This is a genomic window from Rathayibacter sp. PhB127 (assembly GCF_003751665.1).
In the GTDB taxonomy this organism is placed as follows: domain Bacteria; phylum Actinomycetota; class Actinomycetes; order Actinomycetales; family Microbacteriaceae; genus Rathayibacter; species Rathayibacter festucae.
In genome coordinates this window covers 350469-377159 of sequence record NZ_RKHW01000003.1, presented here as the reverse complement: position 1 = coordinate 377159, position 26691 = coordinate 350469, and the positions used below count along the sequence as shown (strand labels likewise).

Genomic DNA, 26691 nt, shown 5'->3' with positions numbered 1-26691 from the left:
GCCGTCGCGGCCGGGAACCGCGCCCGCCCCGGCGGACCGGCCCCGTCACTCCGCTCCTCTTCTCCCGCTGAACTCTCCTCTTCTTCCGCACGCCTGACGCCCCGAACCGAAGGACCGCCGCCGCCATGAGCTCCGCCTCCACCGCCACCACCACTCACCCGCACGTGCTCGACCCGCTCGCCGCCGCCGAGATCGCGTCCTTCGTCGCGGCCGTCCGCGCGAGCGACCGCATCGGCGCCCGCCCGCGCTTCTGGGGCATCAGCCTCGACGAGGAGAAGGCCCGCGGCGTCGCGCCCGGCGGCGCGCGCCCCGTGCGCCTGGTCGTGCTCGACCCGGACGCCCGCGCCGCCTGGGAGGTGCGCGGCTGGACGGCCGGCCCCGACAGCCCCGCGATCGTCGAGGTCTGGACCGACGTCGACCACCGCCGCCCCGGCGTCTCCAGCGACGAGGCGCGCCTGATCGCCGAGGCCGCCCGCAACTCCCCGCTCCTGAAGGAGGCGCTCGCCCTCCGCGGCATCACCGACACCTCGCTGGTCTGGGTCGACCCGGAGTCGATCACCGGCTTCGTGCCCGACGACCTCGCCGACCGCCGCCTCAGCTGGGGCACGGTCTGGTACCGCGAGTTCCCCGAGGACAACGGCTACGCCCGCCCGGTCGCCGGCCTCGTGCCGATCCTCGACCTCGACACCCTCGAGGTGATCCGGATCGAGGACCACGGCGTGATCCCGATGGCGAGCGAGACCGGCGTCTACACCGCCGGCACCTGGGGCCCCGACCGCGAGGTGTCGAAGCTCGACATCGTGCAGGCCGACGGCCCGGGCTTCGCGATCGAGGGGCACCGCGTCGAGTGGCAGAACTGGTCGTTCCGGGTCGGCTTCAGCCACCGCGAGGGCCTCGTGCTGCACGAGCTGACCTACCGCGACGGCGACGTCGAGCGCCCGGTGCTGGCGCGCGCCGCCGTCAACGAGATGTACGTGCCGTACCTCGACAGCGACCCGACCGCCTACCGCAAGAACTTCTTCGACTGGGGCGAGTACGGCGCCGGCCCGCTCACCGCGAGCCTCGAGCTCGGCTGCGACTGCCTCGGCGAGATCCGCTACTTCGACGTCGACTACCTCGACGGCCACGGCGAGCCGCAGACCATCGTCAACGGCATCTGCCTGCACGAGGAGGACGACTCGATCCTCTGGAAGCACGTCAACACTCGCACCGGCAGCGCCGAGGTGCGCCGCAGCCGCCGTCTGGTGATCTCCAGCTTCGCGACCGTCGCGAACTACGACTACGGCTTCTACTGGTCGCTGTACCAGGACGGCTCGGTCGAGCTCGAGGTGAAGCTGACCGGGCTGATGTCGGTGAGCGGCATCGCCGACGGCGAGTCGCCGCGCTCGGGGCGGATGGTCGCGCCGAACGTGCAGGCGCCGATCCACCAGCACTACTTCGCCGTCCGCCTCGACACCGCGATCGACGGCCCGCTCAACCGCCTGGTCGAGGTGCACGCCGAGGCCGACCCCGACGAGACGACCAACCCCTACGGCAACGCCTGCCTCGCCGTCGAGACGCCGCTGGCCTCGGAGTCGGTGGCCGCCCGCCGCGCCGACCCGTCGCGCGCGCTGCACTGGCGGATCGAGAGCGAGTCGGCGCAGAACCGCTACGGCGAGGCGACCGCCTACCGCCTCGCGCTGCAGAACACCGCGCAGCTCTACGCCCGCCCGGGCAGCGTCGTCGAGCGGAAGGCGCCGTTCGTCGGGCAGCACCTCTGGGCGAGCGCCTTCGATCCGGAGCAGCGCTTCATCGCCGGCGAGTACCCCAACCAGGGCGAGCTCGGCGACGACGGCGTGCACGTCTGGCAGCAGGCCGACCGCTCGCTCGAGGACGAGCGCCTCGTGCTCTGGCCGGTGCTCGGCGTGCACCACTTCCCGCGCCCGGAGCAGTGGCCGATCATGCCCGTCGACCGGATCAGCCTGCGCCTGGAGCCGGACGGCTTCTTCGACCGGAACCCGTCGCTGGACGTGCCGGCGTCGGAGTCGGCGCACTGCGCGCCGGGGGCCGGGGGATCCGGGTCTGCGGGCGACGCGCACGCGTGCCACACGGACGCCGCGTCCGACGCCCACGCCGGGCACGAGCATGCGGAGCAGCAGCACGGGCACGAGGGCGGCCGCTGATGGCGGGCCTCGCTGAGAACCTGGCCGACAGCTCGGCCGTCGCGCTCGCCGCGGCCGTCGCCTCCCGCGAGGTCTCGGCCGTCGAGGTGATGCGCGCCCACCTGGAGCGGATCGAGGAGCGGAACCCCGCGATCCGCGCCGTCGTCTCGCAGCAGCCCGACTCGGTCTCGCTCGCCGCCGCCGAGGCCGCCGACCGCCGCACCGCCGAGGCGCTGGCGTCCGGCGAGGCGCTGCCGCCGCTGCACGGCCTGCCGACCGCGGTGAAGGACCTGATGGACGTCGCCGGCTTCCCGACGACGAACGGCTCCGCCGCCTTCGCCGACGCCGCGCCCGCCGCGCACGACAGCGTCCTGGCGACGCTGCTCCGCGAGTCCGGCGCCCTGATCATCGGCAAGACCAACACCCCCGAGATGGGCCAGGGCGTGCTGACCTTCAACCCGGTCTTCGGCACCACCGTCAACCCGTGGGACCTCTCGCGGCACGCCGGCGGGTCGAGCGGAGGCGCGGCCGCCGCCCTCGCCGCGCGGATGCTGCCGATCGCCGACGGCTCCGACAGCGGCGGCAGCCTGCGCTACCCGGCCGCGTTCTGCAACGTCGTCGGCGTGCGGCCGAGCCCCGGGCGCGTGGCCAGCGGGCGCACCGGCAACGCCTGGACCCCGCACGGCGTGACCGGGCCCATGGCCCGCGACTCCGCCGACGCCGCCCTCTTCCTCGACGCGCTCTCGGTCGAGAAGAGCGTCTGGCCGCTGTCGTCGCTGCCCGTGCACGCGGCGCGCCCGGTCGCGGTCGACGGCCTGCGGATCGCCTGGAGCGAGGACGCCGGCGGGCTGCCGATCGACCCCGACGTGCGCGCCGTGCACGCCGCGTTCGCCGCGCAGCTGTCCGGGCTCGGTGCCGTGCTCGACGCCGACGAGCCCGACTTCGCGGGCGCCGACGAGGCCTGGGAGACCATCGAGACCTTCGAGTTCTTCCTCGGCGGCCGGCACGCCGTCGACGCGGGCGCCACCGGCTTCCGCCCCGACTACGTCCGCAACGTCGAGCAGGGCCGCGCGACGACCGCGACGCAGCTCGCCGACGCCTACGAGCGCCGCACCCGCCTCTTCCGCGACACCGCCCGCGTCCTCGAGACGCACGACGTGCTGATCCTGCCTGCGACCCCCGTCGTCGCGCCGCCCGCGGAGCTCGAGTGGGTGCCCTCCGTCGACGGCCACGACTTCGACCGCTACTTCACCTGGCAGATGCTCGCCAACCGCGTGACGCTGACCGCCCACCCCGTCGTCGTCACCTCCGCCGGCTTCACCCCCGAGGGCCTCCCCGTCGGCGTCCAGGTCGTCGGCCGCCACGGCCGCGAGGCCCAGCTGCTGGCGGTGACCCGCGCCCTCGAGGAGGCCACCGGCTGGATCGCCCGCGCCCCCTCCACTCTCCACAAGTTGCGATAGTCGCGCGCCACTACCGCGACTTCCGGAGAGTCGCGGGGGGCCGGGCGGCGACTCGCCGCGGCCGGCGAGGGGATCGGCGCGCACGACATCAGCCAGAACGCACCGGCCTCCCCTGACAGCGGAGGCCCTCCGCTCTCAGCTGATGTTGTGCGGGCCACGATCGTCGAGGGAGCGACTGCGGCCGCCGCGTGGGACGATTCGGCGTCTGCGGATGTCGCGCCTCAGAGATCGACGCCGACCCCCGCGAGCTGCTCGACCTGGCGCCAGAGCCTGTCCGCCGCGTCCGCCGGGGGAGCGGCGGTCCGGGCCGGCGGCGCGACGAGGACGGGCGCTCCCCGCAGTCGGCCCCGCGGGGAGACGTACTCCCCGCCCTGCAGCTGCGGATCGGTGAGCGCCCGGACGGCCGACCAGGCGGCGGTGTCCTTGCCCTGCGCCCACGGCGTGTACGGATTGCGCTGGTGAGGTGTCGTCGCGTCGCGGATCCCCGCCCGCTCCGGAGTCTTCGCGTCGACGCCCACTCCGGGTCGCGTGACGATCGACGCGACCGGGACGCCCGCCGCGCGCAGCCGGCGGTCGAGCTCGAAGGCCCAGACCTCGGTCGCCGTCTTGGCCTTCGTGTAGGCGCTGATGCCCACCCGCGGGACCCGGCGCAGGTCGTCGACGCGCGTCGGGAACTGCTGCACGAACCCCGTCGAGGTGTGCACGATCCGGCTCCGGCCGCCGTGCTCGGCCGCGGTGGCCGCGAGTGCGGGCAGCAGCCGCGCGACCAGTCGCGCATTGGCGGCGACGTGCGTGCCGAGCAGCAGCGGCAGCCCGTCGTCGGTGACCGCGCGCGGGTCCATGCTCATCGCGCCGCCGTTGAGCAGGATCCAGTCGAGGCGCGGCAGCGCGGCGAGCTCCGCGGCGGCCCGGTCGACGGAGGCGGACGAGCCGAGCTCGAGCACGACGGTCCGGATCCGGGCTCGCGGGACCACGCCGCGGAGGGTGTCCGCCGCCCGCCGGAGCTTGCCCTCCGAGCGGGACGCCAGGACGACGTCCGCGCCGGCGCCCGCGAGCTGCTCGGCCGCGAAGTAGCCGATCCCCGCCGTCGCGCCGGTCACGACGACGGTGCGCCCGGTCTGGTCGGGAAGTCGGTCGGTGTCCCAGCTCGGGTGCTCGCTCGTCATGCGGTCCTCGTCTCTCGAAGCGGATGATCTATCCGCATCGGACGCTAGCACGAAACGGATGACTCATCCGCTTGCGTAGGATGGGGCGCATGGCAGTCCTCCGATCCGACGCCGCGCGGAGCCGCGCGCGCATCCTCGAGGTCGCGCGCACCCACGACCGCAGCACGCTCCGGCTGAACGAGGTCGCCCGCGAGGCCGGGGTCGGCGTCGCCACCGTCTACCGGCACTTCCCGACCGTCCACGCCCTCGTCGAGGCCCTCTCCGCCGACACCCTCGACGCGATGCTCGCCGTCTCGCGCCGTGCCGCCGCCCTGCCCGACCCCGGCGCCGCCCTCGCCGTCTACCTTCGCGAGGCGCTCGACCTCCAGCTGTCCGACGGCGGTCTTCAGGCGGTGCTGCTCTCGCCGGAGGACGAGGCCGAGTCCGTCCGCGCGGCCAAGCGCGAGATCTTCGAGTCCTTCGCGACCGTGCTCGCGGCGGCGCGCACCGCGGGCGCCGTCCGCCCCGACCTCACGATCGATCACCTCGAGCACCTCGTCTGCGGCATCGAGCACGCCGTCCGCCTCGGCTCTCCCGGCGACCGGGCGGTGCTGCTCGACGTGCTGCTCGACGGCCTGCGGCCGCGTCGCCTCCCGTCGGCGATCCTCGGTCGACCTCGCTAGGATCCGAGCATCACGACTGGTCGTCATCCCCGATGAGGGGAGGCGGCCAGTTCTCTCTGACATGGCGGCCCGGCGGCGAAGCGACGCGATCGAGATCGCGCGGGTCTTCGCGCTCAGGCGATCGGCCGGCGCGCGGCGACCTCCGCGGCCTGCGCGACTCCGGACCGCCACGGCACCCCGTGCCCCGGCAGCAGCACGTCCGCCCCGGTCGCCGCCAGCACCTCGAGCGACGCGAGCGAGACCGCCGTGTCCGCGGTCGCCGCCCGGGCGACCAGGTGCGGACCTGTCCGTGCCGAGTACGGGTCGAGCGTCACCAGGGCGTCGCCGCCGATCACCGCCCCGCGCTCGGGCAGGTGCAGCGAGACGTGCCCGTCGGTGTGCCCGGGGGTCGCCAGCACGACGGGCGAACCGGGCACGTCGAGCGCGGCACCCGGCTCCAGCGGCGTCGTGCCGGTGAGCGGAGGGACCCGCAGCGCTCCCGCCCGCGCCATCGCGCCCAGCACCGGAACGGCCGACGGGTGGCGCAGCGGGTACAGCAGCGGCGTGCGCTGCCGGCGGTAGGAGTAGGGGTGCGCGGCGAGCCGGGCGTCGGCGGAGTGCAGCCACACCGGCACGCCGCGCTCGCGCAGCCGCCGCGCGAAGCCGAGGTGGTCGAAGTGCGCGTGCGTGAGCACCAGCGCGTCGATGTCGCCGAGCCCGCGGCCGAGGACGTTCAGCGTCCGGAGGAGGTGCGGCCAGGTCCCGGGCAGTCCCGCGTCGACGACGGTCAGCCGCCTCCCCTCCTCCAGCAGGAACACGTTGGTGAAGGCGTGCTCGATCCGGTGCACCCCCTCGACCTCGTGCCGGTGAAGGCTCGGGCCCCCGCGCCGCCGCCCGCCCGTGTACGCGCTCATGCCGCCTCCTGCTCGTCCGCACCCGAGCGCTCACCCGGGTCCGACGACGGTAGGCCGCCCCGCCCCGCGAGCATCAGGGCGTTGACAGCCCCTGCCGATGGAGTAGCCCGCGCGGCGGGCGCATCGAGATCACCGGCGCCGGGAGGACCCGGGACCCCGGGCGCACGACGCGCCAGGGGCGGCGTCGTCCTGGCCATCGGCTCGACAGTGGTCGGCGTGCGATCTATGATCGACCGTGCAGACCCCCCCGCACACGTGGATAAGGGGGTCTCGCTGTTTAAGTCCGCCTCCCGCGGCACCTGCTACACCTCGCACGGCGCCCTCGACGGATCACGCTCGCTCAGGTGATCGCTGTACCAGCTCCACGCGAACCGGTTGCGGGGGTGCCGCTCGATGTGGGCGTACGCGGACCAGGCGACGAGGTCCGCCATCTGAACGAGCTGGGACGCGCGGGAGTCCAGATGGATCGCATCCTCGATGACTCGGCGTTCCGAGAGCTTCAGGTTCCGATGGGTCGACCGATAGCTCGGGTCACTGCCGTTCCCGTCCATCACGATGATGCCGAGGGACTGCTCGGCGGCGAGCTCTCGTTCCACCCGGGTGACGAGCGCCGCGTAGGTGTCCTGCCGCGTGCGGGCGATGTCCTGCGCCCGGCCTCTCCGCCAGACGGCTCCCACCCGGAGTCCTTCGATCGATCGGAGGGTCTGCAGGCACTCGACGGCGACCTCGCGGCCGAAGTCCTTCCAGTACTCCGCGCCCGAGTGGACGTGCCTCTCCGGGATCCGCTTCGAGATGCGGCCCCGCCCGTTGACGTACTCGGTCGTGTGCAGCTCCTGCACGAGGGGGATCCCGAACTCCCGCCACAGCCGCTTGCGCAGGTCGAGCCAGGTGCGGAGGACTCCGGCCCAGTGGTCGGGAGCGAACTCGATCCAGCCGTAGACGACGAGCCCCGAGGCGGGATGGCCCGAGTCGTCCACGTACATCATCCGATCGAGACGCCCAGGCATCACGCAACCCTAGGCAGCCCCATCGCTTCGGCGGCCCCGAGGCGGGAGCGTCGGCGCCGGATGTCGGGAGGGGGACGGAGCGGGCTGACGCGATCCGTGGCGCGGGATGTGGTCGACTCGGAGGAGGCACGATCCCGCGCGCGCTGCGCGGATCGCCGGACGGGGGAGCCGTGACGGAGTCGACGCGCACCGGGGGTGCGCCCGGGACCGCCCTGCTGCTGCGGGGGGACGGGCGGTACGCCGATCCGTGGCATCCGTTCGAGGAGACGGCGGCGGCGCTCGCCGGGCTGCTCGCGGCGCGCGGGTGCGAGGTGGCGGTGCGGGGCGACGTCGACCGGGCGCTCGCCGAGCTCGGGGCCGGGCGGGTGCAGCTGCCGGGGCTGCTCGTCGTCGACGTCGGGCAGCCGCGGGACGGCGGGGCGAGTCCGCGGCCCGAGGGCGCGGCGGCGCTCGCGCTGCTCGACCGGGCGGCGGTGCCGGTGCTCGGGGTGCACGTCAGCGCGACGAGCTTCGGCGACTCGCCGGAGTGGGCGGCGCTCCTCGGCGGGCGCTGGGTGCGGGGGAGGACGATGCATCCGGAGTACGGACGCGCGAGCGTCGCGATCGAGGCCGGCCATCCGATCAGCGACGGACTGGACGACTTCGAGGTGGACGACGAGCGGTACTCCTGGCTCGAGGTCGCGCCGGCCGCGCGGATCCTGGCGACGCACGAGCACGACGGCGAGCGGCACCCGATCGCCTGGGCGCTCACGCGCGAGGGCGGCGGCCGGACCGTGTACGACGCACTCGGGCACGACGCGGCGTCCTACTCCTCGGCGGGGTACCTGCGGCTGCTCGGGCGGGCGCTCGACTGGCTCGGGGTGTGAGCCCCGGAACCCGCCGGCCGGCCCGCCCGCATCAGCGCCCGCCCGCCTCCTCGTCCGCGAGGCGCTGCAGGAAGCGCTCGGACGCCGCCGACATCTCGGCCGGCACCTCGAGCGCGGTGAGGTACTCGACGACGGACGCCATCTCGTGGCTGCGCCGGACGGCGTGCTTGCGGCTCCCGGTCTCGTAGCGGTCGATCTTCGCCTCGACGTCGCCCGAGAGCTGGGCGGCGATCTGCTCGCGCACCCACGGCTCGCAGCCGGCGGCGCGGCCCGCCGTGACGGCCTCGACGACGACCGCGGCGAGGCTCTTCATCAGCACGCTCCGGAGCAGCTTGCGCGAGGTGGCGACGCCGGCCGGGCCGTCGATCCGCTCGACCTCCGCCCCGAGCGCGGAGAGCCAGGCCGCCACGTCGCCCGCCGCGGCGCCGCTGACGATCGTCTCGGTCCGCGCGCCCTTGGCCGGCACCGGGCCGAGGATCGCGACGTCGGCGAAGCGGGCGCCCGCGGCGTCGATCATCCGCTCGACCGCCTCCATCGTCGCCGGGGAGGCGGTGGTGAAGTCGGCGGAGACGGCGCCCGGCCCGCTCGTCACCGCCCTGACCGCCCCGACGATCGAGGCCGCAGAGGATCACGGGGCGCACTCGCGCGGCGGTGCCCGAGCGACTGTCAACCCACGTTCCTCCGCTGCCGCTCCGGGCGTAGCGTGCGCGCATGATCGATCGCATTGCAGAGATCTGGGGCACCCGCACGCCGTACGCGCAGGGGGAGAGGTGGCCGGTGCGCGTGGACTCGGTGCTCGCCGAAGGGGTGGCCGAGGAGGACGTCGACCGCTGGGTGCAGTCGGCGTGCGTGCTCTGCAGCAACGGCTGCGGCACCGACATCGCGGTCAAGGACGGGCGGATGGTCGGAGTGCGCGGCCGCTCCGTCGACATCGTGAATCATGGGCGGCTCGGACCGAAGGGCCTCTTCGGCAGCTGGCAGGGCGTCGCGAACGGCGACCGGCTGACCCGGCCGCTGATCCGCGAGGGGGACCGCCTGGTCGAGACGGACTGGGACACCGCGATGTCGCGGATCGTCGAGCGCAGCCGGGCGCTGCTGGCGGAGAAGGGGCCGCTCTCGCACGGCTTCTACACCAGCGGGCAGCTGTTCCTCGAGGAGTACTACGCGCTGGGGATCATCGGGAAGGCCGGGATCGGCACCCCGCACATGGACGGGAACACCCGGCTCTGCACCGCGACGGCGGCGGCGGCGATGAAGGAGAGCTTCGGCTCGGACGGGCAGCCCGGCAGCTACGCCGACATCGACGAGTGCGACGCGATGCTGCTCTTCGGGCACAACATGGCCGAGACGCAGACGGTGCTCTGGATGCGGGTGCTGGACCGGCTCGCCGGCCCGAACCCGCCCCTCGTGGTCTGCGTGGACCCGCGGGAGACCGAGGTCGCCCGGCACGCGACGGTGCATCTGGCCGTGCAGCCGGGCACGAATCTGGCGCTGATGAACGGACTGGTGCGCGAGCTGATCGTCACCGGAGGGGTCGACGAGGAGTACGTGGCGGCGCACACGGTCGGCTTCGACGAGTTGCGCGCGGCGGTGGAGCCGTGGACGCCCGAGGAGGTCGCGCGCGTCTGCGAGGTGGACGCGGACGACGTGCGCCGGGCCGCGGCGATCTTCCGCGAGTCGCCGCGCGTCCTGTCGACGGTGCTGCAGGGGTTCTACCAGTCGAGCCAGGCGACCGCGGCGGCGTGCCAGGTCAACAACCTGCACCTGCTGACCGGGAAGATCGGCCGGCCGGGTTCCGGGATCCTGCAGATGAACGGGCAGCCGACCGCGCAGAACACCCGCGAGACCGGGGCGGACGGCGACCTGCCGGGCTTCCGGAACTGGGAGAACCCGGAGCACATCCGCGAGCTGGCAGAGCTGTGGGGCGTGCATCCCGACCGGATCCCGCACTGGTCGCCGCCGACGCACGCGATGCAGATCTTCCGCTACGTCGAGCAGGGGTCGATCCCGTTCCTCTGGGTCCAGGCGACGAATCCGCTCGTCTCGATGCCGCAGGCGGGGCGGATCCGCGAGGTCCTCACGACACCGGGGCTGTTCCTGGTGGTGCAGGACCTGTACCTCACCGAGACCGCCCGGCTCGCCGACGTGGTGCTGCCCGCCGCGGGGTGGGGCGAGAAGCAGGGCTGCTTCACCAACGTCAACCGCACGGTCCACCTCTCCGACAAGGCCGTCGAACCGCCGGGGGAGGCGCGCAGCGACCTCGACATCCTGCTCGACTACTCACGGCGGATGGACTTCCGGCGCGACGACGGATCGCCGCTGCTGGACTGGAGCGGACCGGAGGACGGCTTCCGCGCCTGGCAGGAGTGCACGCGCGGCCGGCTCTGCGACTACACCGGGATCAGCTACGAGCGGCTGCGCGGCGGCAGCGGGATCCCGTGGCCGTGCAACGACGAGCACCCGGACGGCACCGTCCGGCTCTACGGCGACGGGGTCTTCCCGACCGCGGTCGATCGCGCCGAGACCTTCGGCCACGACCTGCTGACCGGCGCCTCGACCACCCCCGAGGCCTACCGCGCGAGGCGGCTGGACGGTCGGGCGATCCTGAAGGCGGCGCCGTACCGGCCGGCGCACGAGCTGCCGAGCGAGGAGTATCCGCTGCGGCTGACGACCGGGCGCACGGCGTACCAGTTCCACACCCGCACGAAGACGGCCCGGGCGCCGCAGCTGAATCGGGCGGCGCCGTCGGCATGGGTCGAGCTGTCGCGCGCGGACGCCCGGCGGGCGGGCGTCGCCGAGGGGGACGTGGTGCGCGTGGTCTCTGCGCGCGGCGAGATCGTCGTGCCCGCGCGGGTCGGCGACGTGCGCGAGGGCTGCGTCTTCGCTCCCTTCCACTACGGCTACTGGCAGGAGGAGCGGAGCGGACCCGGCGAGACGCCGACCGCCGCGAACGAGCTCACCCGGACGGAGTGGGACCCGGTCTCGAAGCAGCCGCTCTTCAAGGTCGCGGCCGTGCGCATCGAGAAGGTCGCTGACGGCAGGGGGCCCGCGCCCGCGCCGACCACGACCGCGTCCCGGCCGGCCGACCCCGAGGGCGTCCCGCCGACCCGCGGCGGCGAGGCCCGGGAGCTGATCCGACCGACCGCTCCGCCCGAGCTGGCGACGGCGGAGGAGCGCTCGTGAACGTCGACCTCTACCTCGGCCTCCTCCACTCCGGCGAGCGGGTCCTCGCGCAGTCGTTCCGCCTGGTCGCGGAGCACCACGGCGACGAGCCCGACGTGCACGGGATCTGCCTCACACTCGCCGAGCAGTGCGACGATCACGCGCACCGCCTCGCTCCGATGCTCGACCGGTACGGCGAGCGACCGGACGGCGAGCCCGCGCGGTTCCACGCCGACGCGCTGACCGAGGGGCGCACCGGACCGGTGGGGCTGCTCCGCGACCTGCAGGATCTGCACCTGCTCGCGTCGCTCGTCGACGTCACCGGGACCGTGCTCCGTCAGGCCGCGCTCGCCCTCCGCGACGAGGAGCTGCTCGCCCTGCTCGAGGACCACCGCGCCGAGACCGCGATCCAGGAGGCGTGGCTGCTGACCCGGATCAAGCAGGCGGCACCGCAGGCGCTGCTGGTCGCGACGTGAGCGGCCCGCGCCCGATCGCGCGCCTGCGCCGACGCCGGACCGGGGCCGCGGTGTACGCGGCCGTGCTGTGCCTGGTCGTGCTGGCGCTCAGCGCCGCGATCGGCCTCGCGCTTCGGCAGCCGTGGCTCTTCCCGAGTCTCGGGCCGACGATCATGCTCTTCTTCGAGTCCCCGGAGCAGCCCGCATCGCGACCCGTGAACGCCCTGGTCGGGCACGGTGTCGGCCTGCTGGCCGGCGTCGCCTGCTTCCATCTGCTGGGGCCCGGCGGGGGAGCGTCCGTCCCGGAGGCGGGGATCACGGTGCCGTACCTGCTCGCCGGCGCGGTGTCGGTCGCGGTGACCACTCTCGTCCTGTCGCTGCTGCAGCTCCCGCATCCGCCCGCCGGCGCGACGACGCTGATCGTCAGCCTCGGGATCCTCACCCAGCCCGCGCAGCTGGCCGCGATGGCCTGCGCCGTGGTCGCGGTCACCGCTGCGGGGTGGGGCCTGAACGCGGTGCTGCTGGGGCGGGACGGGGTCGATCCGCCGGGATCGCGGACTACCGCAGCACGGCCGTGACCGGAGCGCTCGTCGTCGTGTTGCCGGCGGAATCGGTCGCCCGGGCGGTGAGCAGGAAGGTGCCGTGCGGACAGGACCTCTCAGCCGGCGACCCGCTACCGCGTGTTCCCGACCCTCGGCTCGGAACCGCCCGCGCATCCGCGACCGCACCGATGCCCTGACCGGCAGCCGTCCGGTCGAGCCGGGAGATGACGCGGCCGGCCCCGGCTGTGAAGTCCGGTCAGTGGAACGGGCAGCGTGCGGGTGCGTCGGCGGATCGCACGTCGCCTCCTGAGGTCGGCATGGTCGGCAGTCGACGTCGGTTCACGCTCAGACCGCTGCCCAGGATCCGAAGCCGTGGGTCGCTGAGCGCGGCGATCGCCGTCGCGAGGCCGGCGATGGCCGGCTTCTCCCCGGGGCAGCGATGGCCGGTGGCGACGTCCGCTCCGCCGTGCGGGATGAAGACGGAGACGGACTCGTAGTCGTCGATGCCGACGAAGCGCTCGGGATCGAAGACGTCGGCGCGGGGCCAGGACTGCTCGTCCGTGTCGGTGCCCAGGATGTCCAGGAGCACTCGTCCTCCGGCGGGCAGTCGGGCGCCGTCGAGTTCGACGTCCGTGATCGCCCAGCCGGGCAGCATCGGCACGAAGGGCGCCGTTCGCCGGATCTCCTGCGCGAACGCGGTCGCGAGCCGGCCCGCCCTCGGCGCGCCGGACTCCTCCGCCTCGGCGGCGATCCTCTGCCGCCACTCGGGCCGGTCGTGGAGCTCCTTCGCGGCGAAGGCGACGAAGCGGGCGACGGCGATCATCGGCCGGATGCTGTTCTGCAGCTCGATGCCCGCGAGGCGGTCCGGCAGCAGCTCCCCCGACAGATCGCGATGCCACGCCCACTCGTGCAGCGCGGTGCCGGGCGGGGCGGACAGGGCGCCGCCTCTCACCGCTTCGATGAGCCGCTCCGCGTGCCGGTCGGACCACAGCCGGTTCGCGGCGGCGAGGAGGTACTCGGGCGAGTAGGGCGCACCGAACCCGTCGACGATCTGCGCGAGACGTGCGGCCCACCGGGTCTTCGCGCGCCGAGTCCCGGGAAGACCGGCCCAGCTCATGCTCGCCCGGCCGAACGCGCCGACCGCCGCGTCGTAGGCGCTCCGGGTTCCGCCCGCCAGCCACGCCTCCTGCTCGATCCGCCACTCCCGTTCGAGCAGGGGGATCAGCCGCTGGACCTGCGCGTCCTCGTAGGCGACGTCGACGAAGGCGGCCTTGCGGTGCCGGTGCTCGTCGCCGTCGAGGCTGTGCACCGAGCCGTTCCCGAACAGGGTCTGCTGCACGATCGCAGGCATCGCGCCGTGTCGAGCGATGCGGGCGTCGTCGTAGAACAGGTCGACGGCCTCGGCGCCGCGGACCAGGAGCGCGTCGCGTCCCAGCAGACGAAGGGGCACCGCTCGAGCGTCGGGGCGGGCGCGACGCCAGATCCGGGCACCGAAGCCGTAGCCGCGCGTCAGCAGGGACAGGGAGTCGTCGCGGAGGACGGTCGTCTGAGACGTCATGCACCCAGGGTCACTGCCGGGCCGTCTCTCGTCCAAGGGGGTGCCGCTCGCGCCGGAATCGTGCTCGCATGTCCTCGGAGCCGCAGTGAGTCCGGGTGACAGTCCGTCCGGCACACGCGGCCGGCAGCTGGAGGGCGCAGGGCGCGTGTGCCGCTCCAGCGCGGTGATGCGTTCGACGGGACGCCCGGCAGGAGGAGGGGCGCGGATGACGTTCGCGGATCGCAGCAGGAAGGGTGCGGGCTCTCCTCCGGCTCCCGAGCCGGCCTGGCCGCACCAGGTCCCGGTACCGAGATTCCGAGGACCACGTCGGCGCGATCAACGCCTCCAGCACCGCCTCTTACGCGAGCAGCAGACCGACGAGCACTGCACCCGGCCCGTCGCGAAGGCCGTGCCTCCGCCTGGAATGCAGTGGTCGACGGACGTCGACGTGCAACAGGACGCGACTCGGTCCTTCCGTTCGCGTCGAGGGTGCCGACGCTCAGCCCGGCTGATGCACGTGGATGTCGCTGCTCGACGTCACGCCGTTGAACTCGAGATACAGCTGCCCCTCGACGACCGACACGGTCAGCGTGTTGCGGCGCTCGAGTACCGCGACCGCGGCATCCAGGAACCCGTGGTCGAAGCTCTGCACGGTGATCTGCTCGAGCTGGTGGACGCGCTTGCCGGACCACGCCGCGATCACCTTCTCCGGGTTGCGATGCGTGTAGACCGTCGTGCGGTCGGCCAGCCTGCTCCCGAAGTGCAGTCGCTCGGCATCCGGCGCGCCCACCTCGATCCACGTGGTCAACCTGCCGGTGAGATCACGGACCAGCACCGCCGGCTCGGTCGCCGTCGACGAGATCCCCTCGCTGAAGGTGATCCCCTCCACGTATTCGAGGCAGTACGCGAGCACGCGCGTCATCATGAACGCGTCGGTCTCGGAAGGATGCCGAGCGGCCCGCAGCGTGATGTCCTCGTAGACGCCGCGGTCGACATCAGCCAGCTGTATCGCGAAGTTGTACATCACTGCGCCGGCTGCCATGTGTGCGAGCTTATGTCTTCTCGCTCATCGAGGAGCGCGAAGCTTCTCCGGCGCCGTTGGGGCATCGTGTTCGCGCGCCTCCTCGCAGGAACGGCCCGGCAGGAGGCGTTCACTCCGTCGAGAGCGTCTCACTCGCTGACTCGGTCTCGGACCTCGACCGGGTGCTGGGCCTGTGTGCGGCGCACGGTTGGCGGCCGGTCGGTCCGCCCCACCGGATGACCAGCGGCGCCCGAGCGGGTACGCGCATCGTCTACCTCGAGGGTGCGCTCGGCGGCTTCCTCGAACTGATCGCGCCACCGCGACTTCTCTAGCGCGAGCCTGCTCGGTCGCTGACGGAATCTGCGTTCGGCAATCTTGGGAACAAGGAGCTCCCGACTCTCGCAGGGGCCAGCAGGAGGCGGGCGCGAGTCGGAGGGGCTGAGCTGCAGGAGGGCGGCGGCGCGCAATCGCGCGACGCCGCCCCGAGGGATTAGGCGATGTCGGTGATCAGGCGATGGCAGCGCGCAGCGCGGCAGCCGCCGCACCCACGTCGGGCGCGCCGTAGATCGCGCCGCCCGCGACGGCGACCACGGCGCCCGCGCGCTGCACCGACTCGATGGTGGCTGTGCTCACGCCGCCCGCGACCGAGAACGGGACGCCGGAGGCCTCGCCGTCGCGGAGGAGCGTCTCGAAGGTGAAGCCCTCCTCGGCCTGCTCGTCGAGGCCGGCGTGCATCTCGACGAACTCGGCGCCGAGGGCGACGACCTCGCGGGCGCGGGCGGCCTTGTCGGGGACGCCGATCAGGTCGACGACGACGCCCTTGCCGTGCTTCTTGCCGGCGGCGATCGCACCGGCGATGGTGCTGTCGCCGGCGACGCCGAGGACGGTGACGAGGTCGGCGCCGGCCTTGAAGGCCATGTCGGCCTCGAGCTCGCCGGCGTCCATCGTCTTCAGGTCGGCGAAGACCGTCTTGTCGGGGTGGGCCTCCTTGACGGCGGTGATGGCCGAGAGGCCGGCGCTCTTGATCAGCGGGGTGCCGAGCTCGAGGATGTCGACGTGCGGGGCGGCCGCGGCGGCGAGCTCGAGGGCGGCGTCGGTGCTGAGGGTGTCCATGGCGAACTGGAGCTTCACGGGGTGCTTCTTCCTGTCGAGGTGGGGGTGGTGAGGAGGGTGGGGCCGGTCGTCATTCGAGGTTCGCGTGGCGCGGCCAGAGCTCGTCGGCGCTCGCGCCCCCGCGCTTCCAGAGCGCGTGGAACAGGGCGTCGCCGGTGAGCACGACGACCTGCTCGAAGAGCCCGCCGGAGTACTGCGCCGAGGCGGCGCCCGAGCGGTCGAGCTTGTCGGCGGCCGGCACGATCACGACGGCGGAGGCCAGCTCGGCGAGCGGCGACTCGGCGGCGGTGGTGATCGCGGCGACCCGCGCGCCGGCGTCGACGGCCGACTGCGCGGCGCGCACGATGCCGCCGGTGGTGCCGGAGCCGCTCGCGGTGAGCAGCACGTCGCCCTCGCGGATCGCGGGGGTGGTGACGTCGCCGACCACGTGCACGACGAGACCGAGGTGCATCAGCCGCATGGCGGTCATCCGCAGCGCGAGGCCGGAGCGGCCGGCGCCGTGCACGAAGACGCGCTCGGCGTCCGCGAGCAGCTCGGCGACGGGCTCGAGGCGGTCGGTCGTGAGCGCGGCGGTCGCCTTCGAGACCTCGGCGACGATCGCGGCGAGGGCCTGGGCGGGGTCGGTGGTGACGTCGGTGGATGCGGGCATGTGGCCAGCCTGCGCGTGGGGGACACCGGCTCCCACCACCCGATGGAGCGGTTCTGCCTACCCGATCGGGTGGGTGGCGCCGTGCGCGGGTAGGCCGGGTAGGTTCGAGGGATGGAGCCCGCCGAGACCGACGCCGAGACGCCCGCCTCCCGCTCGCTGCTGCAGCAGCACGCCCGCACCGTCGCCGAGCAGGCCGACCGGCACGCGGTGGCGCTGGAGTCGGTGCTCGCCGCCCTGCGCGCCGAGCGCCTGGACGATCGGGCGGCTCGCACCGTCGCGATCGACATCGCGGCGAACGCGCTGGTCGAGCTGCGCACCGCCTCCGACGAGCAGCGCAGCGCCATGCTCGAGCCGGTCGTCGGTGCCTTCGCCCGGTTGCGGCGCGACCTGAGCCCGCTGGTCCGGTTCGGCGACCTGGACGTGCAGTTCGTCGAGCCGCCGGCGACGGGACGCGCGCTGCCCGGCGAGGTCGCGCACGCGGCGCGCGCGATCGTCCGCAGTGCGGTGCTGGCCTTCGTGGAGTCGGAGCAGACGCGGCGGGTGCGGATCCAGTGGGACTGCGACGGGCTGAACCTGCTGGTCGAGATCCGCGACGACGGCCGCGGCGAGCTGACCACCCGCGACGAGGCGCTGCGGCCGATCGCGGAGCGCGTGCGCGGCCTCGACGGCGAGCTCTCGATCGCGTCGACCGCGGGCTGGGGCTCGACCCTGTCGATCCGCCTGCCGCTCGATCCGCCGGCTCAGCCCGACGGGCTGGACCTCGCCGAGCTCAGTGCCCGCGAGCGCGAGGTGCTGAACCTGATCACGCTCGGCGCCTCAAATCAGCGGATCGCGGACGACCTCGGCATCAGCGGCAACACGGCGAAGTTCCACGTGTCGAACCTGCTGCGCAAGGCCGGCGCCCGCAACCGGGCCGAGCTGGCAGCCCTGGCCCGGTGACGCGCGCCGGCCGCGCAGGATCGTCGGCGGGTCAGCCGATCAGCTCGGCGACGGTGTAGCCGAAGACCGCGCCGTCGGCGTCCTCCGCCTCGACGCCCGCGTAGACGAAGCCGAACGGGTTGTCGCCGCCGACGATCGCGTTGTAAACGCCGTGGACCTCGAAGCGGCCGGTCGCCGGGTCGACCGCGACGTAGCGGCCGGCGTCGCGGCGCAGGTCGACGCGTCCCTCGCTCACCTCGGAGAAGTTGAGGAAGACCTTGGCCGGCAGCGGGCCGCGGGAGATGGTGACGACACCGGTCAGCACCGGGAACTCGACCCGGTCGCCGGCGCGGGTGCCGCGGTACTGGACCGGGGTGAACGCGATGGTGCCGGTGATCGGGCCCTTGTCGGCCTCGGGGGCGGTCGAGGCGGCGGCGGCCGGGGTGGCGATCGCGACGGCGATCACGGGGACGGACCAGGCGGCGCCGGTGAGGACGCTGCGGCGGGGCAGGGCGGGCGAGGTGGGCGGAGTGGGCAGGGTGGAGCGCAGGCGGGTGTCGTTCATCAGGGTGTCCTTGGGGGTGAGGTGCGCGGGCCCGGGCGCTCCGGAAGGAGGCGGGCCGGCGGCGGGCGTGAGAGCGGCGGGGCAGCGCCGCACGCGAGGTGCGCCGCTCGGGATGCCCGTGCCACTCAGGTCTTCGTCACGACGGCAGTTTCGGGTTGCGTGTCGCGACAACCGACTGTCTCACACCCTCAATGCGTACGCATAGACCCTTTCCGGCAATAGTCGGGTTTCGACGGGCGCTGCTGGCGCCGGTCCGCGCCGAGGCGTCCCGGAGTGGTCGAGGCGTCCCGGTGCTGCTGGACGCCTCGACCGCAACGGGACGCCTCAGCGGATCCGCGCAGGTCTCGATCAGGGGGTCAGCGCCTCGCCGGTGCTTCCCTCCGCCCGCGCGCGCCTGCTACGGTGCCTGAACCGGTTAAGTAAACCGGTTCAGATCCGGACTCGACGACGAGCAGGAGGCGCGGCCATGGCGGCACGACCGACGATCCTGGATGTCGCCCGCGCGGCCGGCGTCAGCAAGGCGCTCGTCTCCTTCGCGCTGAACGACCGGCCGGGCGTCTCGCCGGAGTCGCGCGAGCGGATCCTCCGCGTCGCCGGCGAGCTCGGCTACCGGCCGAGCCTCACCGCCCGCTCGCTGTCCACGAGCGTCTCCTTCGCGGTCGGGCTCGTGGTCGCCCGCGACCCCGAGGTCATCGCGGCCGACCCGTTCTTCCCCGCCTTCATCTCCGGCGTCGAGCGGGTGCTCGCCGAGCACGGCCGGGTGCTGGTGCTCAGCGTCGTCGACCCGGGCGCCTCCGAGGAGGCGGTCTACCGCACGCTCGCCGCCGACCGCCGCGTCGACGGCGTCTTCCTCAGCGACCTGCGCGAGGCCGACGCCCGCCCCGCGCTGCTCGCCGAGCTCGGGCTGCCCGCGGTCACCCTCGGCCGCCTCGACGGCTCGACCTCGCCCGCGGTCGTGATGGACGACACCGCCGGCATCACCGGCGCCGTGCAGCACCTCGCCGCTCTCGGCCACCGCCGCATCGCGCACGTCGCCGGCTCCGGCCACCTGCTGCACTCCCTCCGCCGCCGCGAGGCGTTCGAGCGCGCCTGCGCCGACGCCGGCCTCGAGCCCGGCCCCGTCGTCGTCACCGACTTCAGTGCCGGCCAGGGCGCGAGCGCCACCGAGACGCTGCTCGACTCCGCCGTCCCGCCCACCGCGATCGTCTTCGCGAACGACCCGATGGCCATCGCCGGCCTCGGCGTCGCGCACACCCGCGGGCTGCGCCTGCCGGACGACCTCTCGATCACCGGCTTCGACGACTCCGAGATCGCCGCGCACGTCTACCCCTCGCTGACCTCGGCCCGCACGCGCCCCGCGCGCTGGGGCGAGGCGGCCGCGAGGACCCTCCTCGACCTGATCGAGAACGGCACCGCCCCCGACGTCGACCTCGAGCCCGCAGGACTCGTGGTCCGCCACTCGACCGCCGCACCGCGGTCCCGAATTCTGAACCCGACCCCCTGAACCCGATCCACTGACGCGCCTGCGCACCGCCGCGCACGCGCAGAACAAGGAGAACACCATGGCCTCGATGAAGAGACGCTGGCTGACCGGAGTGGGCATCGCCTCGCTCGCGACCCTCGGACTGACCGCCTGCAGCGGCGGTGGGGGAGGCGCCTCCACCGACCTGACCGCGACCGGCCCGATCACCATCTGGTACTCGAACAACGAGCAGGAGGTGCAGTGGGGCAAGTCGATGGTCGACGCCTGGAACGCCGACCACCCCGACGAGCAGATCACCGGCCAGGAGATCCCGGCCGGCAAGAGCAGCGAGGAGGTCATCGGCGCCGCGATCACCGCCGGCAACGCGCCCTGCCTCGTCTTCAACACGGCGCCCAGCGCGGTCGGCCAGTTCGAGCGCCAGGGCGGACTCGTGAACCTGTCCGAGTTCGAGGACGGCGTCGACTACATCGAGACCCGCAGCGGCGACCTCGCCGAGCAGTACCAGAACGCCGACGGCGACTACTTCCAGATGCCGTGGAAGAGCAACCCGGTCGTCATCTTCTACAACAAGGACGTCTTCACCGCGGCGGGCCTCGACCCGGAGAACCCCTCGCTCGCCACCTACGACGAGTTCACCGCCACCGCGAAGACCCTCGTCGAGTCCGGAGCCGCGCCCGCCGCGATCCAGCCCGCGCCGACCAGCGAGTTCTTCCAGACCCAGTTCGACTTCATGCCGCTCTACGCCGCGGCGACCGGAGGGACGGGGCTGGTCGAGGACGGGAAGGCCACCTTCGCCGACGACGCCGGCTACGAGGTCGCCGAGTTCTGGAAGAGCCTCTACGACCAGGGCCTCGCCGGCCGCGAGCAGTACCAGGGCGACGCGTTCGCCGACGGCCAGGCCGCGATGTCGATCGTCGGCCCGTGGGCGGTCTCGGTCTACGACGACCTGAACTGGGGCTCCGTCTCCGTGCCCACCCCCGACGGCACGCCCGCCGAGGACACCTGGACCTTCAGCGACGCGAAGAACGTCGGCCTCTACTCCGCCTGCGAGAACAAGGGCACCGCCTGGGACGTGCTGAAGTTCGCCACCAGCGAGGAGCAGGACCGCTCGCTGCTGGAGACCACCGGCCAGATGCCGCTGCGCACCGACCTGCAGACCACCTACGCCGACTACTTCGAGGCCAACCCCGCCTACCAGCGCTTCGGCGACCAGGCGAGCCGCACCATCGAGGTGCCCTCGGGCCCGAACACCGTGCAGATGCTGCAGGCGATCCGTGACGCCTGGGGCAAGACCGTGATCTTCGGCGACGGCGACGTGCAGTCGGCGCTCGACGGGGCGGCGGAGACCGTCACCGGGCTCGCCGGCCAGCAGTGACACGCCGGACGGCAGTGAGATGACGACTCTCGCCCCGAAGGCTCCGGTGTCGCAGGGCGCCGGAGCCCCGCGGCCGCAGGACAAGCGGAGCCTGCTCCGCCGCGTCCTCGGTCCGCAGCCGTTCGGGCTGCTGCTCGGCAGCCCCTACCTGCTGTTCGTGCTCGCGGTCTTCGCGTTCCCGGTCGGCTACTCCGTCTACATCGCCTTCCACGACTTCTTCTTCGCGGCCCCCGGCGTGCAGGTCGAGCGCCCGTTCGTCGGCTTCGACAACTTCATCACCGCGTTCTCGAGCCCGCAGGTCATCCGCTCCTTCGGCAACATCGGGATCTTCCTGGTGATCAACGTGCCGCTGACGGTGGTGCTCTCGCTGCTGCTCGCCTCGGCGCTGGACAAGGTCGTGCACCTGCGCACGTTCCTCCGGGTCAGCTTCTACGTGCCCTACGTCACGGCGAGCGTCGCGGTCGTCGGCGTCTGGCTGTTCCTCTTCAACGGGAACGGACTCGTGAACAGCCTGCTCGGGCCGCTCGCGCCGGACCCGTCCTGGCTGATCAACGACAAGCTGGCGATGCCGATCATCGCGCTCTACGTCACCTGGAAGCAGCTCGGCTTCTACATCCTGCTGTACCTGGCGGCGCTGCAGAACGTGCCGAAGGAGCTCTACGAGTCCGCGTCGACCGACGGCGCGGGCCGGATCCGGCAGTTCTGGTCGGTGACCGTGCCGAGCGTGCGGCCGGCGACGCTGCTGGTGCTGCTCGTCTCCACCGTGACCGGCGCGAACCTCTTCACCGAGCCCTACCTGCTCACCGGCGGCGGCGGGCCCAACGGCGCCTCCGCCTCGCCCGTGCTGCTGATGTATCAGCTGGGCATCCAGCAGGGGCAGCCCGACGTGGCCTCGGCCATCGGCGTCGTGCTGGTGCTGCTCGTGCTCGTCATCGCCTACCTGCAGAACCGCTTCGCCGGGGAGAGGAACTCATGAGCACGCTCGCCAGTGCCGGAGGCGCGACCTCCGCGGTCCCCGCCGCCGCCGCCGCCCCGCCGACCCGGCGGAAGCGCCCGGCCTCGAGCCGATCGGCCGTGATCCTGCGCGGCGTCGTGCTCGCGCTCGGCGCGATCGTCTTCCTGTTCCCCTTCTACTACATGGTGATCGGCTCGCTGCAGACCGACCCCGACCCCACCCTGGCCGGGGCCATCCCCGAGGCGGGGAACCTCACCCTCGACAACTACGTCAACGTGAACGAGCGGATCAACCTGCTCACAGGCCTGATCAACTCGGGGATCTTCACCGGCGGCGTCCTGCTCTGCACGATCGTCTTCGGGGTGCTGGCGGGCTACGCGCTCGCGATGCTCGAGTGGCGCGGCCGGAACGCCGTGTTCGCGCTCGCGCTGCTGGTGCAGGTCATCCCGTTCCAGCTGCTGCAGATCCCGCTCTACGTGCTGATCGCCCGCGACTACGGCCTCGCGGACAGCCACCTGGGCATGATCCTGCCGTTCGCGATCAACTCGACGGCGGTGATCATCTTCCGGCAGTACTTCCTGCAGCTGCCCAAGGAGCTGTTCGAGGCCGCGCGGATCGACGGGGCCGGCGAGATCAAGCTGCTGTGGAACATCGCGCTGCCGCTCGTGCGCCCCGCGCTCGTCACGGCCGTGCTGCTCACCTTCATCGGCCCGTGGAACGAGTTCCTCTGGCCGTTCCTGATCACCAAGGACGCGTCGCTGCAGCCGCTCGCCGTGTCCCTCGCCAACTACATCTCCAACGTCGCGTCGTCGACCGACAACCCGTTCGGCGCGATCCTCGCGGGCGCCGTCGTGCTGGCCGCCCCCGTCGTCGTGCTCTTCATCGTGTTCCAGCGCTACTTCGTCTCGACGGATCTCGGATCCGGAGTGAAAGGATGACCATGACTCCCACCCCCGGTACCACCACCCGCACCTCCGTCCCCTACCGCCTCGAGCGCGTCGGCGTCGTGATGGAGCCGCTCGCCGGCGATCCGCTCGAGGCCGAGGGGGTGCTCAACCCCGGCAGCGGGCGCGGACCCGACGGCGAGCTCTACCTCCTGCCCCGGATGGTCGCCGCCGGCAACGTCTCCCGGATCGGCCTGGCCCGGGTGCTCGTCGAGGACGGCGTGCCCGTCGGCGTCGAGCGCCAGGGCGTCGTGCTGGCGCCCGACCGCGGCTTCGAGCGCGGGGCGACGCACTCCGGCGTCGAGGATCCGCGGGTCACCTTCATCGAGGCGCTCGGCCTGCACGTGATGACCTACGTCGCCTACGGGCCGCTCGGGCCGCGGACGGCGCTCGCCGTCTCGGAGGACCTGCGCGAGTGGCGGCGGCTGGGCCCGGTGACCTTCGCCTACGACGACGACCTCGACATCGACCTCGGGCTCTTCCACAACAAGGACACGGTGTTCTTCCCCGAGATCGTCGCGGCGCCGGACGGCACGCGCTCGTTCGCGGTGCTGCACCGGCCGATGTGGGACCTCGGCGAGACCCGGCCCGGGGAGGGCGTGCGGCTGCCCGCCGGCGTCGACGACCCGCGGCAGAGCATCTGGATCAGCTACGTGCCGGTCGCCGAGGTGGACCGCGACCTGGCGAACCTGACCCGCTGGACCCGGCACCGCTTCGTCGCGGGCCCCGAGTTCGCCTACGAGGAGCTGAAGATCGGCGGCGGCCCCGTGCCGCTGCGGGTGCCCGAGGGCTGGCTCCTGCTGCACCACGGCGTCACCGGCACCATCGACAGCGCCTTCTCGCAGCAGCAGCACGTCAACTACGCGGCCGGCGCCATCCTCCTCGACGCCGACGACCCCTCGAAGGTGATCGCCCGCACCTCCGAGCCGCTGCTCGAGGCCGAGACGGAGGAGGAGCGCAGCGGCATCGTCCCCAACGTCGTCTTCCCCACCGCCATCGAGGAGATCGACGGTCGCCACTTCGTCTTCTACGGCATGGCCGACTCCAAGATCGGCGCGGCCCGCCTGCTCCGCACGGACGAGTAGGCGCGGTGGTGCCCGCGTGGCGGGCACCGTCCTGCCGAGTAGCCCGCCCCGCGGGCGTATCGAGATCCACCGTTCTGAAGACGCCGGGTCTCGATACGCCCCTCCGGGGCTACTCGACCAGCATGCAGTCGCCCTTCGAGCCCGCGCTGCGGGCGCACCCTTTTCATGCTGATCGAGTAGCCCGCTCGCGGGCGTATCGAGATCCACCGTCCTGCAGGCGCCGGGTCTCGATACGCCCCTTCGGGGCTACTCGACCAACATGCAATCGCCCCTCCGAGCCCGCAGAGCGGGCGCCTTGCCTCCGATTCCGCGCCGCGGGCGCCCTTGCATGCTGATCGAGTAGCCCGCTCCGGGGGCGTATCGAGATCCCCCACCCCCAGCCACCACCCTTCAAGGAGAGAGTTCAATGACGAACTTCAGACCCCGCGCCGCCGCCGTCCTGGCCGCGACCGCCCTCGCTGCCGGAGGCCTCGCCGTCGGCGCGGCCCCCGCCCAGGCCGCCGAGCCGCTGACCAACACCGCGCACCTCGACTTCCTGCTCGACACCACCACTCCCCAGCCGCAGGCCGGCCACAGCACCTACCGCCTCGCCGAGGAGCCCGACCTCGTGCTCCCGTGGACCTACGCCGACGCCCGCGACGGCGGCACCTTCGAGCGCGTCGGCGGTGGCCCCCTCGACCCGGCGACCGGCGACTGGGCGCAGGGCGCCTACAACACCGACGACGTCTCGCGGGCCGCCGTCGTCTACCTCCGGCACTGGCAGCAGACCGGCTCGACGGCGAGCCGCGACAAGGCCTACGAGACCCTCCGCTCGCTCGCCTACTTCCAGACCACGACCGGCGACGACGCCGGCAACGTCGTGCTCTGGATGCAGCCCGACGGCGACCTGAACCCCAGCGCCGAACCCGTCGAGCTGCCCGACCCCAGCGACTCCGAGGACAGCTACTGGCTCGCCCGCACCCTCTGGGCGCTCGGCGAGGGCTACGCCGCGTTCCAGGACGACGACCCCGACTTCGCCGCGTTCCTGCAGGAGCGCCTGCGCCTCGGCGTCTCCGCCGTCGACCGCGAGGTGCTCACCCGCTACGGCGAGTACGCGGTCGCCGACGGCGTCGACGTGCCCGGCTGGCTGATCGTCGATGGCGCCGACGCCACCGCGGAGGCCCTCCTCGGCCTCTCCGCCTACGTCGAGGCCGCGCCCGACGACGCCGCCGTTCGCGCCAGCACCGCGAAGCTCGCCGAGGGCGTCGCCGCCTACGCCCGCACCACGACTCACGGCGACACCACCGCCTGGCCGTACGGCGCGATCCTGCCCTGGACGAAGTCCCGCTCGCTCTGGCACTCCTGGTCGTCGCAGATGGCGGGCGGCCTGGCCGCCTCGTCCGTCGCGCTCGGCGACGCGTCGCTCCTCGAGCCGGCCGTCGTCGACGCCGCGCGCTTCGCCCCCGAGCTGCTGACCGCCGGCGGCCCGGACAACGGCTGGAACCCGACGCCGACCGACCGCGTGCAGATCGCCTACGGCGCCGACTCGCGGCTGCAGAACTCGCTCGCTCTCGCCGACGCGACCGGCTCGCGCGCCTACACCGACCTCGCGGGGGTGCAGGGCGCCTGGTTCTTCGGGCTCAACCTCAGCGGCGCCCCCGTCTACGACCCGGCGACCGGAGTCACCTACGACGGCGTCCAGGCCGACGGCAGCGTCAACCGCAACAGCGGCGCCGAGAGCACCATCCACGGCCTGCTGTCGATGCTCGCGCTCGACGCGCACCCGTCCGTCGCCGCCCGCGCGACCGCGGTCACGACCCAGGCGAGCCGCGACGGCCTCCGCCTCGTCGAGGCCGAGTCGGCCCGCGGCGGCACGGTCGTCACCCCGGAGTCGGCGTGGACCGGCGAGTCCGGCTGGAGCGGCTCCTACCTGTCGCTCACGAACTGGCGCCGCGCAGCGACGATCCCCGTCGGCTCCGCGACCCAGGACCGCCTGGTCGAGGCCGTGATCCTCGCCGCCGAGCGGGGCACCGAGCAGACCCCGATCAGCCTCTGGAACTCGGGCCGCCGCCCGCTCGACGTGCTCACCAGCACCGTCGGCGCGCAGGGCGTCACCGAGGCGTCCGGGATCCTGCTGCCGCAGAAGCTGCGGCGCACGCTCCCCGCGAGCGCGACCACCGTCGAGGTCCGCGCCCTCTCCGGCGAGACGAAGCTGGACGCCCTGCTCGTGCGCCCCGTCGTCTCGCGCCTGGTCGTCGTCGGCGACTCCGGCCGCACGGAGCTGGTCCGCAACTCGACCGCGTCGCCCCAGCCGACCACGGTCGACGGCACGGGCACCCTCCGCGTCTACGCGCAGGACGGCACCCTGGTCAGCGAGTCGCCCGCCGCGGGTGCGACCCCGGTCACCCTCCCCGCTCAGGGCTTCGCGATGCTCCTCGGCTGACGGACCCGCTCATGCTGATCGAGTAGCCCGCTTGCGGGCGTATCGAGCGGAGGGGGCGCCTCCGGCGCCATCGCAGGGCGGGGAAGAGACCGACGTCCTTGCGGTGGGCGGGTCTCGATACGCCCCTTCGGGGCTACTCGACCAGCATGGCTGCGGGCGTCTCTTCCAAGTAGATCCAGCCCGCCGCGCCCCCCCACTCCTCGAAAGTTGCGGTAGTCGCGCTCGACTACCGCAACTTCTGCGTTCTCGACGCGGCGACCGGCGGGGGCC

Annotated in this window: 23 protein-coding genes; 14 read left to right on the top strand and 9 right to left on the bottom strand. The window is 73.2% G+C overall.

The window, feature by feature from the left end:
* Window positions 1-125: 125 nt before the first annotated feature.
* Window positions 126-2162, top strand: coding sequence for a primary-amine oxidase (locus EDF22_RS16355; protein WP_123705911.1), 2037 nt, complete (start codon window positions 126-128; stop codon window positions 2160-2162).
* On the top strand, window positions 2162-3601 hold the full coding sequence (locus tag EDF22_RS16350) for an amidase (protein WP_123705910.1): 1440 nt from the start codon (window positions 2162-2164) through the stop codon (window positions 3599-3601). Before EDF22_RS16355 ends, EDF22_RS16350 begins: the two co-directional genes overlap by 1 nt.
* 221 nt (window positions 3602-3822) lie before the next feature.
* Here the strand turns inward: EDF22_RS16350 and EDF22_RS16345 are convergent, their stop codons facing one another.
* Window positions 3823-4767 carry an SDR family NAD(P)-dependent oxidoreductase gene (locus EDF22_RS16345; RefSeq protein ID WP_123705909.1) on the bottom strand — a complete coding sequence of 315 codons (945 nt, stop codon included), beginning with the start codon at window positions 4765-4767 and terminating at the stop codon, window positions 3823-3825.
* An 89-nt stretch (window positions 4768-4856) separates the two neighbouring features.
* Here EDF22_RS16345 and EDF22_RS16340 point away from each other — a divergent pair, with 89 nt between their 5' ends.
* Entirely contained in the window at window positions 4857-5429 is a 573-nt protein-coding gene (locus tag EDF22_RS16340) for a TetR/AcrR family transcriptional regulator (RefSeq protein ID WP_123705908.1), read from the top strand.
* A gap of 113 nt (window positions 5430-5542) precedes the next feature.
* On the opposite strand, the gene EDF22_RS16335 is transcribed toward EDF22_RS16340, so the two are convergent.
* Window positions 5543-6322: an MBL fold metallo-hydrolase gene (locus EDF22_RS16335; RefSeq protein ID WP_123705907.1), complete on the bottom strand. Its 780-nt coding sequence runs from the start codon at window positions 6320-6322 to the stop codon at window positions 5543-5545.
* Between the two features lie 302 nt (window positions 6323-6624).
* Window positions 6625-7329: a DUF3800 domain-containing protein gene (locus EDF22_RS16330; RefSeq protein ID WP_123705906.1), complete on the bottom strand. Its 705-nt coding sequence runs from the start codon at window positions 7327-7329 to the stop codon at window positions 6625-6627.
* A gap of 170 nt (window positions 7330-7499) precedes the next feature.
* On the opposite strand from EDF22_RS16330, the gene EDF22_RS16325 reads away from it, so the two are divergent.
* Window positions 7500-8195 (top strand): ThuA domain-containing protein, encoded by a 696-nt coding sequence (locus EDF22_RS16325; RefSeq protein WP_166674018.1) that lies wholly within the window; start codon window positions 7500-7502, stop codon window positions 8193-8195.
* Window positions 8196-8226: 31 nt separating this feature from the next.
* Here EDF22_RS16325 and EDF22_RS16320 read toward each other — a convergent pair whose 3' ends face one another.
* Window positions 8227-8787: an NAD(P)-dependent oxidoreductase gene (locus EDF22_RS16320; protein WP_208323016.1), complete on the bottom strand. Its 561-nt coding sequence runs from the start codon at window positions 8785-8787 to the stop codon at window positions 8227-8229.
* Between the two features lie 119 nt (window positions 8788-8906).
* On the opposite strand from EDF22_RS16320, the gene EDF22_RS16315 reads away from it, so the two are divergent.
* Genes EDF22_RS16315 through EDF22_RS16305 form a run of 3 tightly spaced genes read left to right on the top strand, consistent with a single transcriptional unit; the run spans window position 8907 to window position 12390 of the window.
* Window positions 8907-11378: a molybdopterin oxidoreductase family protein gene (locus EDF22_RS16315; protein ID WP_123705904.1), complete on the top strand. Its 2472-nt coding sequence runs from the start codon at window positions 8907-8909 to the stop codon at window positions 11376-11378.
* On the top strand, window positions 11375-11833 hold the full coding sequence (locus EDF22_RS16310; RefSeq protein WP_123705903.1) for a hypothetical protein: 459 nt from the start codon (window positions 11375-11377) through the stop codon (window positions 11831-11833). Before EDF22_RS16315 ends, EDF22_RS16310 begins: the two co-directional genes overlap by 4 nt.
* Entirely contained in the window at window positions 11830-12390 is a 561-nt protein-coding gene (locus tag EDF22_RS16305) for an HPP family protein (RefSeq protein WP_123705902.1), read from the top strand. Before EDF22_RS16310 ends, EDF22_RS16305 begins: the two co-directional genes overlap by 4 nt.
* 220 nt (window positions 12391-12610) lie before the next feature.
* Here EDF22_RS16305 and EDF22_RS16300 read toward each other — a convergent pair whose 3' ends face one another.
* The 4 genes from EDF22_RS16300 to hxlB form a co-directional block, all read right to left on the bottom strand.
* On the bottom strand, window positions 12611-13912 hold the full coding sequence (locus EDF22_RS16300; RefSeq protein ID WP_123705901.1) for a cytochrome P450: 1302 nt from the start codon (window positions 13910-13912) through the stop codon (window positions 12611-12613).
* A gap of 478 nt (window positions 13913-14390) precedes the next feature.
* A complete protein-coding gene (locus tag EDF22_RS16295) occupies window positions 14391-14933 on the bottom strand; it encodes a YaeQ family protein (RefSeq protein WP_123705900.1) in 543 nt (180 codons plus the stop codon).
* Window positions 14934-15419: 486 nt separating this feature from the next.
* The gene (gene hxlA / locus EDF22_RS16290; protein WP_123705899.1) at window positions 15420-16043 is read right to left on the bottom strand and encodes a 3-hexulose-6-phosphate synthase; all 624 of its coding nucleotides are present in this window, start codon (window positions 16041-16043) and stop codon (window positions 15420-15422) included.
* Between the two features lie 52 nt (window positions 16044-16095).
* Complete coding sequence (hxlB, locus tag EDF22_RS16285; RefSeq protein ID WP_123705898.1) at window positions 16096-16674, bottom strand: 6-phospho-3-hexuloisomerase; 579 nt, start codon at window positions 16672-16674, stop codon at window positions 16096-16098.
* A gap of 111 nt (window positions 16675-16785) precedes the next feature.
* Here hxlB and EDF22_RS16280 point away from each other — a divergent pair, with 111 nt between their 5' ends.
* Entirely contained in the window at window positions 16786-17613 is an 828-nt protein-coding gene (locus EDF22_RS16280) for a response regulator transcription factor family protein (RefSeq protein ID WP_123705897.1), read from the top strand.
* 31 nt (window positions 17614-17644) lie between these two features.
* On the opposite strand, the gene EDF22_RS16275 is transcribed toward EDF22_RS16280, so the two are convergent.
* Window positions 17645-18157: a hypothetical protein gene (locus tag EDF22_RS16275; protein ID WP_123705896.1), complete on the bottom strand. Its 513-nt coding sequence runs from the start codon at window positions 18155-18157 to the stop codon at window positions 17645-17647.
* Window positions 18158-18623: 466 nt separating this feature from the next.
* On the opposite strand from EDF22_RS16275, the gene EDF22_RS16270 reads away from it, so the two are divergent.
* The 6 genes from EDF22_RS16270 to EDF22_RS16245 all read left to right on the top strand — a co-directional run bounded on the left by EDF22_RS16270 (window position 18624) and on the right by EDF22_RS16245 (window position 26421).
* Window positions 18624-19661: a LacI family DNA-binding transcriptional regulator gene (locus EDF22_RS16270; protein WP_123705895.1), complete on the top strand. Its 1038-nt coding sequence runs from the start codon at window positions 18624-18626 to the stop codon at window positions 19659-19661.
* A 58-nt stretch (window positions 19662-19719) separates the two neighbouring features.
* Window positions 19720-21015 carry an extracellular solute-binding protein gene (locus tag EDF22_RS16265; RefSeq protein ID WP_260303516.1) on the top strand — a complete coding sequence of 432 codons (1296 nt, stop codon included), beginning with the start codon at window positions 19720-19722 and terminating at the stop codon, window positions 21013-21015.
* Between the two features lie 19 nt (window positions 21016-21034).
* Window positions 21035-21991 carry a carbohydrate ABC transporter permease gene (locus tag EDF22_RS16260; protein WP_123705894.1) on the top strand — a complete coding sequence of 319 codons (957 nt, stop codon included), beginning with the start codon at window positions 21035-21037 and terminating at the stop codon, window positions 21989-21991.
* Entirely contained in the window at window positions 21988-22908 is a 921-nt protein-coding gene (locus EDF22_RS16255) for a carbohydrate ABC transporter permease (RefSeq protein WP_123705893.1), read from the top strand. Before EDF22_RS16260 ends, EDF22_RS16255 begins: the two co-directional genes overlap by 4 nt.
* 2 nt (window positions 22909-22910) lie before the next feature.
* On the top strand, window positions 22911-23999 hold the full coding sequence (locus tag EDF22_RS16250; RefSeq protein WP_123705892.1) for a glycosidase: 1089 nt from the start codon (window positions 22911-22913) through the stop codon (window positions 23997-23999).
* Between the two features lie 406 nt (window positions 24000-24405).
* Window positions 24406-26421, top strand: a complete 2016-nt coding sequence (locus tag EDF22_RS16245; RefSeq protein ID WP_123705891.1) for a hypothetical protein — start codon at window positions 24406-24408, stop codon at window positions 26419-26421.
* Window positions 26422-26691: the final 270 nt, after the last annotated feature.